Below are 13,046 nucleotides of genomic sequence, written 5' to 3' on the forward strand. Positions count from 1 at the left end.
CGCCGATAATGGCCGACGATCTGATTCTGGACGTGCAGGATGTGAAGAAGGCTTACGACGGCCTCGAGGTGCTCAAGGGCATCGGCTTCAGTCTGAAAAAGGGTGAGACCAAGGTGCTGATCGGCCCCTCTGGTTCCGGCAAGAGCACCCTGCTGCGCTGTATCAATCACCTCACGGTACCGGATGCCGGGCGCATCTATCTCAACGGCGATGAGGTGCTGGACTCCAACATCGACGCCATGCGGGCACGGATGGGTTTCGTCTTTCAGGACTTCAACCTCTTCTCTCACCTGACGGTGCTCGACAACGTGCGCATCTGCCAGATCAAGGTCAAGGGGGTGGACAAGGAAACCGCTACTCAGCGGGCGCGTCGTGAACTGGAGCGGGTCGGCCTGGGTGACAAGGCCGACGCCTATCCTGCCGAGCTCTCCGGAGGCCAGCAGCAGCGCGTCTCCATTGCTCGGGCCCTGGCGATGGACCCCGACGTACTGCTGTTCGACGAGCCTACCTCGGCGCTGGACCCGGAGTTGACCGGCGAGGTGGTGAGGGTGATGCAGCAGTTGGCCATCGAGGGCATGACCATGGTGGTGGTCACCCACGAGATGAGCTTCGCGAGGCAGGCGGCCGATGAGATCATCTTCATGGAGAACGGCGTCATCGTCGAGCAGGGGCCTCCGGAGTCCATGTTCAACGACTCCACTCACGAGCGGACCCGGGCCTTCCTCAACGTCATCGCGGAGCACGGGTGAGCCATGCGGGAATTCATCGAATTCGGCATCGAGTGGCTGCCTGAGCTTCTCGAGGGGGTACCGGTCACGCTGTCGCTGTGGGTGATCGCCATCACGCTGGGCTTTTTCCTGGGGTTGGTGCTGTGCTGGGCCAGGGTCTACGGCAATCGGCTCTTCTACTGGATCAGCACCGTCTACGTGGAGCTGTTTCGCGGCACGCCCATGCTGGTGCAGATGTTCTTCATCTATCTGGGGCTGCCCCACGTAGGCATCGTGTTCGACGCCTTCACCGCAGCGGTGATCGCGATCACCCTCAATAGTGCGGCCTACCAGGCCGAGTACTTCCGCGGTTCGGTGCTGTCGGTGCCCAAGGGACAGCTGGTGGCGGCACGGGCATGCGGGATGAGCCAATGGCAGGCGATCCGCCATATCATGCTGCCCCAGGCGCTGCGCCGAGTGATCCCGCAGTGGTCCAACGAGGCGATCATCGAGCTCAAGTTCACTTCCATCGCCTACACCATCGGCGTGGTGGAGATCACTTCCATTGCTTCGGATATCGGTTCGCGCACCCTGGACTTCTTCCTGGTCTTTCTCTGGGCAGGGCTGATCTATCTGGCGCTCACCTCAACGGTGGCGAGTCTGCTGGGGCTCCTGGAGCGACGCACCTTCGTGCCCGGGGTGACGACCCACTGACACTCACGGGCTACCCCAGCGACCTTCCTGGCCGGGCAAGAGGTCACGCACAGGGGCAACGAGAAGACGCCCGGGTGCCGAACGGCACCCGGGCGTCTCTGTACAGGCCGGGCTGGGCGCCCGGCCGCTGCCGTCATCACGCCTCCTGGAGCTTCTCCACGTCGAAGCGGTCGGCGTTCATCATCTTGGTCCAGGCCTTGACGAAGTCCTTGACGAACTTCTCCTGGTTGTCGTCCTGGGCGTACACCTCGGCGTAGGAGCGCAGGATGGAGTTGGAGCCGAACACCAGGTCGATGCGGGTGGCGGTCCACTTCACCTGGTCGGTCTTGCGGTCACGAATCTCGTAGCGATTGTTGCCCGCCGGCTTCCAGGCGTTGTTCATGTCGGTCAGGTTGACGAAGAAGTCGTTGGTCAGTTGACCCTCCCGGTCGGTGAACACGCCGTGCTTGGTGCCACCGTGGTTGGTGCCCAGTACCCGCATGCCGCCGATCAGCACGGTCATCTCGGGGGCGGTGAGCCCCATCAACTGAGCGCGATCGAGCAGCAGCTCCTCGGGCTTGACCACGTAGTCTTTCTTCTGCCAGTTGCGGAAGCCATCGGCCAGCGGCTCCAGGTACTGGAAGGAGTCGGCGTCGGTCATCGCGTCGGTGGCGTCACCGCGGCCTGGAATGAAGGGCACCAGGATGTCGTGACCGGCAGCCTTGGCGGCCTGCTCGAGACCGACGCTGCCGCCCAGCACGATGATGTCGGCCACGCTGGCACCGGTCTCGGCGGCGATCCGCTCGTAGACCTTCAGCACCTTGGCGAGGCGCTCGGGCTCGTTGCCCTCCCAGTCCTTCTGCGGAGCCAGGCGAATGCGGGCGCCGTTGGCACCGCCACGCATGTCGGAGCCGCGGAAGGTACGGGCACTGTCCCAGGCGGTGCTGACCATCTCACCGATGGACAGCCCGCTCTCGGCGATTTTCTGCTTGGCTGCCTCGATGGAGTAGTCGGTGCTGCCGGCCGGCACCGGATCCTGCCAGATCAGATCCTCGTCCGGAACGTCCGGACCGATATAGCGTGACTTCGGCCCCAGATCGCGGTGGATCAACTTGAACCAGGCGCGGGCGAAGCAATCCTGGAAGTACTCGGGATCCTTGCGGAACGCCTCCATGTACTTCCGATAGGTCGGATCCATCTTCATCGCCATGTCCGCATCGGTCATGATGGGATTGTGACGAATGGAGGGGTCGCTGGCATCGACCGGCTTGTCCTCCTCCTTCATGTTCACCGGCTCCCACTGGTTGGCGCCGGCGGGGCTCTTGCGCACCTCCCACTCATGGTCGAGCAGCGCATCGAAGTAGCCCATGTCGAACTGGGTAGGGTGCTTCGTCCAGGCCCCTTCGATACCGGAGGTCACCGCCCTGGAGGCCTTGCCCTGCATGTTGGGGTTGCTCCAGCCGAGGCCCTGCTCCTCGACGTCGGCCGCCTCGGGCTCGGCGCCGAGCGCCTCGGCATCGCCGTTGCCGTGGCACTTGCCGACGGTGTGGCCGCCGGCGGTGAGGGCCGCGGTCTCCTCGTCGTTCATCGCCATGCGGGCGAAGGTTTCGCGCACCTGCTCGGCGGTCTTGAGCGGGTCGGGGTTGCCGTTCACCCCTTCCGGGTTGACGTAGATCAGCCCCATCTGCACCGCAGCCAGCGGGTTCTCCATGGTGTCGGGCTTGTCGACGTTGCCGTAGCGCGCGTCGGAGGGGGCCAGCCACTCCTTCTCGGCGCCCCAGTAGATGTCCTTCTCGGGGTGCCAGATGTCTTCGCGGCCGAAGGAGAAGCCGAAGGTCTTCAGGCCCATGGATTCATAGGCCACGTTGCCGGCCAGAATGATCAGGTCGGCCCAACTGAGCTTGTTGCCGTACTTCTTCTTGATCGGCCACAGCAGCCGGCGTGCCTTGTCGAGGCTGGCGTTGTCGGGCCAGGAGTTGATCGGCGCGAAGCGCTGGTTTCCGGTGCCGCCGCCGCCGCGGCCGTCGGCGACGCGGTAGGTGCCGGCGGCGTGCCAGGACATGCGGATCATCAAGCCGCCGTAGTGACCCCAGTCGGCCGGCCACCACGACTGGCTATCGGTCATCAGGGCGTGGAGGTCCTTCTTGAGCGCCTCGAAGTCGAGCTTTCTGACCTCCTGGCGGTAGTCGAAGTCCTCGCCCATCGGGTCGGTCTTGCGGTCGTGCTGATGCAGGATGTCCAGATTCAGGGATTCCGGCCACCAGTCCAGGTTGTTGCTGCCTTCCGCGGTGTTGGCGCCGTGCATCACTGGGCATTTGCCCGCCGTGTTCTGTTCGCTCATGGTGTTCTCCCGGTTTTGAGGCTGTATGGCGTCTCGGCCAATAAACGAGCGTGCCTTCCGTTGCCGTCGAACGATGCGGGGGTAAGTCGGCTGGCCAGGCCTCGCGGCACCTCGTTTACCTTTCGACAAGTTACCTCTTGCTGGCTCACCGGCTCAATGCAGCATTCCCGAAGGTTGCGATAGGTATTACTTATCGCCGATGCGACCGGTCACGCTCGAGCCCTGCGAAGCCTCGGGGTGAGGGGACTGTCAGGCTCAGCGTGTCGGTCTCGCCCATCAGGAAGTCCCGATTGATCTCAAGGGCTTCGCGAAGAAAATCCCACAGCAGGCGAACGCGGGCCAATTGGCGCTGCTCCTGGCGGGCCGTGATCCAGAACTGTCGCACCACGTCGACGTCGCCCGACAGCACGTTGACCAGCGAGGCGCTGGGGGCGGCCATGAAACAGGGCAGTACCGCCAGTCCGGCGCCGTGCAGACAGGCGGCGTGCTGAGTGGTCACGCTGGTGCTGCGCATGGCGAAATGGGGGCCGGGATGGCCGACCACCGCCGGGTCGAGCAGGGGATCGAGGTAATTGAGCTGCTCGCTGAAGATCAGGTCGTCGACGTAGCCGATCAGCCGATGGCGGCTCAGCGCAGCAAGGGTTTCTGGCGTGCCATGACGAGCCAGATAGTCGCGGCTGCCGTAGAGACGCAGGCGATAGTCGCACAGCCGCGAGATCACCAAGCCGGGGCTTGCCGGGCGCTCGACGGTGATGGCCAGATCCGCTTCGTGGCGGCTCAGGTTGACCACTCGCGGCAGGGCGAGCAGGTCCAGAGTGATGCCGGGGTGTCGCTCGCAGAAGGCCGAGAGCAGCGGGGCGATCACCCAGGTGCCGAAGCCTTCGGTCACTCCCAGACGGATCTGGCCGCTGATCTGGTGGTTCTTGTCGGTGAGGTTCTCGCTGGCCTCGAAGGCGTGACGAGCCATCTCTTCGGCATGGGCGAGCAATTGCTGGCCGGCTTCGGTGAGGTGGTAGCCGTGGGTGCTACGCTCGAAGAGCTGGGTATTGAGCTGCCGTTCGAAGCGGCGCGTACGCCGCGACAGGGTCGAGTGGTCCAGCCCCAGGCGGCGGGCGGCATCGGTCAGACGCTGGCTGCGTGCCACCTCGAGGAAGATGTGAATGTCCTGCCAGTCGAGCATGGGGGCGGCTCCGGGGCGTTCTGTGCATGAGCGCACAAGCAATGTGCCTGAGTGCCCGTTGTCACGCCATCCGACGTCTGGATAGACTCAATGATAACTCACTTCGTGTTTTTATACACATAAAGTCTAATCGCACGTCGTGTCGCCACAACAACTCAAGATCGTCTCGAGAGAGGAGTACGCCACCATGTCCGTTCGCGAAATTCCCATGTACATCGACGGCCAGGCCGTCCCGTCCCAGAGCGGGGACTGGCGCGACGTGGTCAACCCGGCTACTCAGGAAGTGGTCGCGCGGGTGCCGTTCTGCACTGCCGATGAAGTGGAGCGTGCCGTAGCCAGCGCCAAGGCGGCCTTCAAGGAGTGGCGCAAGGTGCCGCTGGCCAAGCGCATGCGCATCATGCTCAAGCTGCAGGCGCTGATCCGCGAGAACACCGACGAGCTGGCTGCGCTGATCACCGAGGAACACGGCAAGACCCTGCCCGATGCTGCCGGCGAGGTGGGTCGGGGACTGGAAGTGGTGGAGCATGCCTGTTCGATCACCAGCCTGCAGCTGGGCGAACTGGCCGAGAACGCCGCCAGCGAAGTGGACGTCTACACCATGCACCAGCCGCTGGGTGTGGGCGCCGGCATCACCGCCTTCAACTTCCCGATCATGCTGCCCTGCTTCATGTTCCCGCTGGCCATCGCCACCGGCAACACCTTCGTGCTCAAGCCCTCCGAACAGGATCCGAGTTCCACCATGCGCCTGGTCGAGCTGGCCCACGAAGCGGGTATCCCGGCGGGCGTGCTCAACGTGGTGCACGGTGGGCCCGACGTAGCCAACCAGATCGCCGATCACGCCGACATCAAGGCGCTCTCCTTCATCGGTTCCACCCACGTGGGTTCACTGCTCTACAATCGCGCCGCTGCCGCCGGCAAGCGCATGCAGTCGATGATGGGGGCCAAGAACCACTGCGTGGTGATGCCCGATGCCAACCGCAGCCAGGCCATCAACAACCTGCTCGGTTCCGCCTTCGGTGCCGCCGGCCAGCGCTGCATGGCCAATTCCGTGGTGGTGCTGGTGGGGGATGCCCGCGAATGGCTGGATGACATCGTCGAGGGTGCACGCAACATGAAGGTGGGCCCCGGCACCCAGCGCGATGCCGATCTCGGCCCGCTGGTCTCGCCAGCGGCCAAGGAGCGCGTGGAACGCTTGATCGCCACCGGCGAGCAGGAGGGAGCCAGGCTGCTGGTGGACGGTCGCGGATGTCAGGTGGAGGGCTATCCCGACGGCAACTTCGTCGGCCCCACCCTGTTCAGTGATGTGACCGCCGAGATGACCATCTACCGCGAGGAGATCTTCGGACCGGTGCTGTGCGTGGTGAGCGTCGACACCCTGGACGAGGCGATCGAGTTCATCAATGCCAACCCCAACGGCAACGGCACCTCCATCTTCACCAATTCCGGCTGGGTGGCACGCCGCTTCGAGACCGACATCGACGTCGGCCAGGTGGGCATCAACGTGCCGATTCCGGTGCCGGTGGCCTATTTCAGCTTCACCGGCTCGCGGGCCTCGAAGCTGGGCGACCTGGGACCCAACGGCAAGCAGGCCATTGCCTTCTGGACACAGACCAAGACCGTCACCGCTCGCTGGTTCGAGCCGGAAAACGTCTCCAGCGGCATCAACAGCACGATCTCGCTGAGCTGACGTTCCTCGCCTGGTCACGACTGGCATCACCACGGCCCCGCCTCGCCAGAGGCGGGGCCGTTTGGGTGTAGGGATGTGCTGCACTGGCAGCGGCATGAGGAAGGTTCGGGGTTCGACTTTTGCAGGCAGTGTTTACGTTGACGTTAACTGCTATTTTGATGGAGTCGGCAACAACCACAACACCAGGAGTCGTCATGACCGCCGCCATCAGCCGTTTCCCCGTGCCCGAGAACCTCGAGGATCTGCCTACCGACGTTCGCGATGCCATTTTCGCCGTGCAGGAGAAGGCCGGCTTCGTGCCCAACGTCTTCCTGATGCTGGCACATCGGCCGGACGAGTTCCGTGCCTTCTTCGCCTATCACGACGCCTTGATGGAGCGAGAGTCGGACACCCTCACCAAAGCCGAGAAGGAGATGATCGTGGTGACCACCAGCGCCCGCAATCGCTGCCTCTACTGCGTGGTGGCCCATGGCGCGCTGGTGCGCATCTACGGCAAGAACCCGCTGCTCGCCGACCAGGTCGCGGTCAACCATCGCACCGCGCCGCTCAGCGAGCGGCATCGCGTGATGCTCGATTTCGCTGTGTACTGTGGCCTGGAGGTGGGCGAGCTCGACGACGAATGGGAAATGCGGCTGATCGAGGTGGGTTTCACGCGCGACGACATCTGGGACATCGGTGCCATCGCTGCCTTCTTTGCCCTCTCCAATCGCTTGGTCTCGCTCACCGGCACGCCGCCCAATCCGGAGTTCTACCTCATGGGGCGGGTGCCGCGAGAGAAGCCAGCGGAGCGGTAGCCTCCCGGCGTTGGATCAGCGCCGCGCGGCGAGCCGGCACTCCTCCAGCAACTGCAGGACCGGCGCCAGCTGGCTGATGTGCAGGACCATGAGCGTATCGCCGCTGGCGCCATGGGTGGGTGCCACCACGGCGAATTCGCCCTCCTCGACGTGGAATTCGTGAATCTCACGAGGGCCTTCGGGCGTTTCGCAGAAGATGGAGCGGTAGGTGTCGTCTTCGCCGTAGGTGAGGCGGTGGTAGACCTTGAAGAAGGTATACAGGTAGAGCCCTTGCTCGAAGGCAGGCCAGCGTGCGGGGCTGTTGCGCGTCTCCTCGTCGAGAGACTGACCTTGGGCTTCGGCGCGGGCGATGGCCTCGGCCAGCGGCTGGGCCAGCAGGGAAGTGGCGTCGTCCTGCGGCAGCGGCTGCTGGGCCTCGAAGGCGCGTTGATAGCGCTGGGTCACGGACGCGAAGTCGTCCAGCGAAGCGATGCGGTGGTCGCTGTGCTCGAGGTCCGCCGGTTCGAAGCCACCGTTCTCCCACCCATGAATGATCCGCACCCAGAGCCGCCTTTCGTCCATGGGCTGACGGATCAGCGCGTCGATGGCCACGCGCAGGTGCAACAGGCGTTCGATGACCTCGTTGCCGAAGGCGGTGTAGGGCTCGGCGAAGATGTCGTGCAGGCGGCCGGGGGCGTGTTCCTTGGCTTCGGAGTAAGGCATGGCGGTCTCGGTGTCGTTGGCGTGCGACAGGCATCAAATGGGGAGTATGACCATTGGGGCTGGCCGATGGAAGCCTGCGCGACCTTTACAGGGGCACTGCCACGACCGAAGATGAACCTTCCGGCACTGCCGGGCTTGCATTCATTCACTGTCGCCAGGGGAGTCTCGGCCGTCGATGGGCCGGAGACTGAGAAAGCGCCGTGCGCTGACCCTGGAACCTGATCCGGTTGATACCGGCGGAGGAAGTGCGACATGCCTTATCTGATGTCCGCCGTGCTCGGCGCGGCGCTGCTGTGTTTTGCGGTTCTGGGTCTGAGAGCGCGCCGCGCCGGTGGCCCCCTCGACGACTATGTGACGGCCCGGAATTCCCAGGGAGCCCAGACCCTCGGCCTCTCCTTCCTGGCATCGGGGATGGGGGCCTGGATCCTGTTCGCGCCGCCGGAAATCGGCGCCTTCGTGGGGCCGCTGGCGCTGGCCGGCTATGCCATCGGTTCGGCACTGCCCTTCATCGTGCTGGGGCTCTATGGGCCGGCCATTCGTCGTCGCCTGCCCGAAGGGCGCAGCATCGGGGAGTTCGCCGAGGCTTGCTATGGGGTCGGCGTGCGCCGTTGGGTGTCGCTGGTGTCGATCCTCTACATGGCCTGCTTCCTGGCTGCGGAGTTGACCGCCATCGGCTCGATCACCGCACTGCTCTCCGACGTGCCGCCGGGGCTGGTGATCATCGGCGTGGCCGTCACCACGCTGCTCTACACCGCAGTGGGTGGGCTGCGCGCGAGCCTGGCGACCGATCGCTGGCAGGCATGGCTGCTGATCGCCCTGCTGCTGGTGGTGGGGGGCGTGGCACTGGTGCGGCTGCCCGCGATGCCCGATGCCGCAGCACTGCCGTCGGTTCCCGTCGGCAGTGCCCTGGGCGTGGCGCTGACCCTGATCATCGCCGTGACGGCCGCCAACCTCTTCCATCAGGGCTACTGGCAGCGGGTCTGGGCGGCCAGGGACGATCGGGCGCTGGGTCGTGGTGCCTGGCTGGGCGGAGGTACCACCGTGCTGGTCGTGGCGCTGGTCGGCGGGTTGGGCATGCTGGCCGCCATGAGCGGCGTGGCGTTGGGCGAGCCGCCGATTCCCTTCTTTGCGCTGCTTTCCCAGGCGCCAGGATGGCTCTCGCTACCGGCGCTGGTACTGGCGGTGACCCTGGTGGCTTCCAGCGTGGATACCCTGCAGAACGGCATTGCCTCGCTGGTGGTCGCGGGCAGTGGTCGCCGGGGGCTGGCGATTCGTGGGGCGCGCTGGGTCACGCTGGCGCTAATGGTGCCGGTGGTGGTCGTGGCGCTGCAGGGGTTGTCGGTGTTGCGTCTGTTCCTGATCGCCGATCTGCTGTGTGCCGCCATCGTGGTGCCGGTGCTGCTGGGACTGTGGCGGCGCATGAGCCCTCTGGCCGCCGTGGCCGGCGGCGTGGCGGGCATGGCCGGCGCCGTGCTGCCGGGCTGGATGGTGCAGGGCAGCCTGACGGCCGGCCTGGTGGCGGCTAGCTTCCCCGGCGGGGTGCCGACGCTGCCGCCTTTCCTGGGGGCGCTCGTGGCCTCGACGCTGGTCAGCGTGTCGATCGCCTGGGGCCGGCCGGCGTGCCGCCAGGCGCATCGCTGAAGAGCTTATTGGGACAGTGCCGAGCCCATCATGTCCTCGAAGGTCTGGGCGTCTTCGGGCAGTTCGAAGCGTGCCGTGTCGGGGCTCTCGCCGCTGAGCGAGGTCAGGCGGAAGCGGTCGCCGAAGCGCAGCAGGCCCAGCTCGCGCTCGGCCAGGGCAGCGGCGACGGCATCCGCTTCGCCGGTCATCGACTGCTGGTAGGCGTCGAAGCCGGTCGAGAGTTCGCGCACCCGGGCGTCGTCGCTGAGCACCAGCTCGTCTTCGTGGCGGTTGCCGGCCTTGTCCGTCCAGGACATTAGGTAGATATCGCCCTCGACCCCGGCCACGGTTTCGGTCTCGCCCGTGGCTTCCAGCGAGTTGACCTCGCTGGCCTGCTCGCTGGCAATGGCCGGGTCGCCAGCGGCATCGCCGGCCATGCCTTCCGCCATTTCCCGGAGCTTGGCCATTTCCATGATCACGGTCTGCCCCTGCATATTGCTGACCATGTAGCCCTCGCCGTCCTTGAGCAGCATGAAGCCAGCCTGCGACTGATCGGGGAAGTCCATGCGCAGGTCGTCTCCCGCCCAGCTCACTTCCACCACGGCGTGATTCTGGCCGCTGCCGCTTTCCATGGTGGCCATGCCGTCGGCGAGGGCGGGCAGGGCGGTGGCCATCAGCAGGCCGGTGATGAGAGGTCGCATAGCGTCTCCTGTGTATTCTCGAGATGGTGGATACCTTAGCCTAGCAGCCAAACGTCGGCGTTTGACCCCTGTCTTTCGACGGGGGAGTTGTCAGGCGGCGCTCGGGCAGCCACCCTCTGTAAGATTCCCTGAGCGAACCGAGGAGGCCGCCCATGAGCGATATCCCGCAGGATTCCCGCCGCCGTCACTCCGCCCCGGTGGTGGATGGCCCCGGCAAGGCGGCCAGTCGCGCCATGCTGCGCGCGGTGGGCTTCACCGACAACGACTTCACCAAGCCCCAGGTGGGTATCGCCTCGACTTGGAGCATGGTCACGCCCTGCAACAGCCATATCGGGGAACTGGCCGAGCATGCCTGCGCGGGTGCCGATGCGGCCGGCGGCAAGGGAGTGATCTTCAACACCGTCACCATCTCCGACGGTATCGCCAACGGCACCGAGGGCATGAAGTACTCGCTGGTCTCGCGGGAGGTGATCGCCGACTCCATCGAGACGGTGGCCGGTTGCGAGGGCTTCGACGGTCTGGTGGCGATCGGCGGTTGCGACAAGAACATGCCGGGCTGCCTGATGGGGCTGGCGCGCCTCGACCGACCGAGCGTCTTCGTCTATGGCGGCACCATCCTGCCGGGCAAGGGACATACCGATATCGTCTCGGTGTTCGAGGCCATGGGAGCTTACAGCCGCGGTGACATCGATCGGATCGAACTCAAGCAGATCGAGGAGACGGCGATTCCCGGCCCTGGCTCCTGCGGTGGGATGTACACCGCCAATACCATGGCTTCGGCGATCGAGGCGCTGGGCATGAGCCTGCCCGGCAGCTCGGCTCAGAACGCCGTCTCCCGCGACAAGCGCGAGGACTGCGAGGCGGCCGGCGCCGCCGTGCTCGAGTTGCTGGCACACGATATCCGACCGTCGCACATCATGACGCGAAAGGCCTTCGAGAACGCCATCACCGTGGCGATCGCCCTGGGGGGCTCCACCAATGCCGTGCTGCATCTGATCGCCATGGCGCGCACCATCGGCGTGCCGCTCACGCTCGCCGACTTCACCACCATCGGCCGTCGCGTGCCGGTGGTGGCCGACCTGCGCCCCAGTGGCCATTACATGATGAGCGAGCTGGTGGCCATCGGTGGCATTCAACCGCTGATGAAGACCCTGCTCGAGGCCGGCCTGCTCCACGGCGATTGCCTGACGGTGACGGGGAAGACGCTCGCCGAGAACTTGAGCGACGTCGCGCCCTATCCCGACGATCAGAAAATCATCGCGACGCTGGAGCGTCCGGTGAAAACCGAGAGTCATCTGCGCATCCTCCATGGCAACCTGGCGCCGGAGGGGGCGGTGGCCAAGATCACCGGCAAGGAGGGCACCCGATTCTCCGGCACCGCACGGGTGTTCGGCTCCGAGGAGGAGGCTCAGGCGCGCATCAACGACGGCACCGTGGTGGCGGGCGACGTGGTGGTGATCCGCTACGAGGGGCCGCGCGGTGGCCCCGGCATGCGCGAAATGCTCACTCCCACTTCGGCGATCATGGGACGGGGCTTGGGCAGCGAGGTGGCGCTGATCACCGACGGGCGTTTCTCCGGCGGTAGTCACGGTTTCGTGGTGGGCCACGTGACCCCCGAGGCTTTCGACGGAGGCCCCTTGGCGCTGGTGGAGGATGGCGACGTGATCACCATCGACGCCGAGGCCGATACCATCGAGGTGGCGCTTTCCGACGAGGAACTGATGCGCCGCCGCGCCGCGTGGCGACAGCCGGCGCCGCGCTACACCCGCGGCGTGTTGGCCAAGTACGCTCGGCTGGTCAGTTCGGCCAGTACCGGAGCGGTGACCGATCAGGAAGGATGACGCGGGCCGGCATTCCGTCGAGGGAGCCGGTTCGCCGTCGCGACGGTTGGCAAGCCGTCGGTACCTTGGCTAGGTTGACGGAAAACACCTCAGACATTGTCATCGGAGTGGGAGGCAGAATGCCCAAGGCGAGCAACAAGCAGGCGCGCATCGAGCCGATCTACGAGGTCGACGGTATCCACCACAATGTCACCGGTTGGAACGTCGTCGACGAGACGGAGCCCGAGAACGAGGTCATCGTCTCCCAGCACGACAACAAGAAAGACGCCGTCCAGGCGGCCGAAGCCTACGAGCAGCGCGAGAGCTGACCGGGCGCTTCATCGCCGCCGTCGCGTTGCACTGGCTGCAAGCCGAACCACGCCTCGTCTTTCCGACGAGGCGTGGTTCGTTCGAGCGGCTGTTGCGGGCTGGCTAGCTAGTGCGGGGCGCCATCCGGGTCGATGGTGCGGTAGACGAGGCGCAGCTCGTCCAGCGAAAGGTGCTCCAGGCGACCGGCGAGCAGATCGCTGATCTTTTGCACCGGTAGGCCGGCGCGGCGGGCGATGTCGCGGCTGCCGAGGTCGGAGACCGCTATCAGCCGGGTAACGATGCGCATGAGGCGTGTACGTTTTTCCAAATCCCTGACGTCGAGGCCAGGGCAACTAGGCGGAGGTTCGCTGCGCTCCGCGCTGGGTGTCGGACGTGCCGTACTCATGATGCTCCACTGAGGAAATGACGACCTCCACATCATGGAAGGAAAGCGTCTTTTTTTCCAGCCCTGCGACCCATGATTTTCGTCGG

12 protein-coding genes and 1 riboswitch are annotated in these 13,046 nt (G+C 65.3%); of the genes, 7 read left to right on the plus strand and 5 right to left on the minus strand.

Annotated features, from left to right (window positions below; all coding sequences use genetic code 11):
- The first annotated feature begins 8 nt into the window (after positions 1-8).
- Together BLP96_RS09820 and BLP96_RS09825 are read left to right on the plus strand one after the other, a co-directional pair.
- A complete protein-coding gene (locus tag BLP96_RS09820) occupies positions 9-749 on the plus strand; it encodes an amino acid ABC transporter ATP-binding protein (protein ID WP_089685623.1) in 741 nt (246 codons plus the stop codon).
- A 3-nt stretch (positions 750-752) separates the two neighbouring features.
- Positions 753-1,421 (plus strand): amino acid ABC transporter permease, encoded by a 669-nt coding sequence (locus BLP96_RS09825; RefSeq protein ID WP_089685625.1) that lies wholly within the window; start codon positions 753-755, stop codon positions 1,419-1,421.
- A gap of 136 nt (positions 1,422-1,557) precedes the next feature.
- Here the strand turns inward: BLP96_RS09825 and katG are convergent, their stop codons facing one another.
- Entirely contained in the window at positions 1,558-3,741 is a 2,184-nt protein-coding gene (katG, locus tag BLP96_RS09830) for a catalase/peroxidase HPI (RefSeq protein WP_089685627.1), read from the minus strand.
- 190 nt (positions 3,742-3,931) lie between these two features.
- Positions 3,932-4,921: a LysR family transcriptional regulator gene (locus BLP96_RS09835; RefSeq protein WP_089685629.1), complete on the minus strand. Its 990-nt coding sequence runs from the start codon at positions 4,919-4,921 to the stop codon at positions 3,932-3,934.
- Between the two features lie 187 nt (positions 4,922-5,108).
- On the opposite strand from BLP96_RS09835, the gene BLP96_RS09840 reads away from it, so the two are divergent.
- Together BLP96_RS09840 and BLP96_RS09845 are read left to right on the plus strand one after the other, a co-directional pair.
- Positions 5,109-6,608 (plus strand): CoA-acylating methylmalonate-semialdehyde dehydrogenase, encoded by a 1,500-nt coding sequence (locus BLP96_RS09840; protein ID WP_089685631.1) that lies wholly within the window; start codon positions 5,109-5,111, stop codon positions 6,606-6,608.
- A 194-nt stretch (positions 6,609-6,802) separates the two neighbouring features.
- Positions 6,803-7,402 carry a peroxidase-related enzyme gene (locus BLP96_RS09845; protein ID WP_089685633.1) on the plus strand — a complete coding sequence of 200 codons (600 nt, stop codon included), beginning with the start codon at positions 6,803-6,805 and terminating at the stop codon, positions 7,400-7,402.
- Between the two features lie 15 nt (positions 7,403-7,417).
- On the opposite strand, the gene BLP96_RS09850 is transcribed toward BLP96_RS09845, so the two are convergent.
- Positions 7,418-8,104, minus strand: coding sequence for a hypothetical protein (locus tag BLP96_RS09850; protein WP_089685635.1), 687 nt, complete (start codon positions 8,102-8,104; stop codon positions 7,418-7,420).
- A gap of 146 nt (positions 8,105-8,250) precedes the next feature.
- A riboswitch (TPP riboswitch) is annotated at positions 8,251-8,367 on the plus strand.
- Here BLP96_RS09850 and BLP96_RS09855 point away from each other — a divergent pair.
- Positions 8,357-9,745: an SLC5/6 family protein gene (locus BLP96_RS09855; RefSeq protein WP_089685637.1), complete on the plus strand. Its 1,389-nt coding sequence runs from the start codon at positions 8,357-8,359 to the stop codon at positions 9,743-9,745. (Overlaps the previous riboswitch by 11 nt.)
- Before the next feature lie 5 nt (positions 9,746-9,750).
- On the opposite strand, the gene BLP96_RS09860 is transcribed toward BLP96_RS09855, so the two are convergent.
- Positions 9,751-10,425: a hypothetical protein gene (locus BLP96_RS09860; RefSeq protein ID WP_089685639.1), complete on the minus strand. Its 675-nt coding sequence runs from the start codon at positions 10,423-10,425 to the stop codon at positions 9,751-9,753.
- Between the two features lie 152 nt (positions 10,426-10,577).
- Here BLP96_RS09860 and ilvD point away from each other — a divergent pair, with 152 nt between their 5' ends.
- Both ilvD and BLP96_RS20120 read left to right on the plus strand, forming a co-directional pair.
- Positions 10,578-12,266, plus strand: a complete 1,689-nt coding sequence (ilvD, locus tag BLP96_RS09865) for a dihydroxy-acid dehydratase (RefSeq protein WP_089685642.1) — start codon at positions 10,578-10,580, stop codon at positions 12,264-12,266.
- A 119-nt stretch (positions 12,267-12,385) separates the two neighbouring features.
- Positions 12,386-12,574, plus strand: a complete 189-nt coding sequence (locus BLP96_RS20120; protein WP_089685644.1) for a hypothetical protein — start codon at positions 12,386-12,388, stop codon at positions 12,572-12,574.
- A gap of 107 nt (positions 12,575-12,681) precedes the next feature.
- Here the strand turns inward: BLP96_RS20120 and BLP96_RS20490 are convergent, their stop codons facing one another.
- Entirely contained in the window at positions 12,682-12,996 is a 315-nt protein-coding gene (locus tag BLP96_RS20490; protein WP_340147967.1) for an XRE family transcriptional regulator, read from the minus strand.
- Positions 12,997-13,046: the final 50 nt, after the last annotated feature.

The organism is Billgrantia gudaonensis (assembly GCF_900100195.1).
Classification (GTDB): Bacteria; Pseudomonadota; Gammaproteobacteria; order Pseudomonadales; family Halomonadaceae; genus Halomonas; species Halomonas gudaonensis.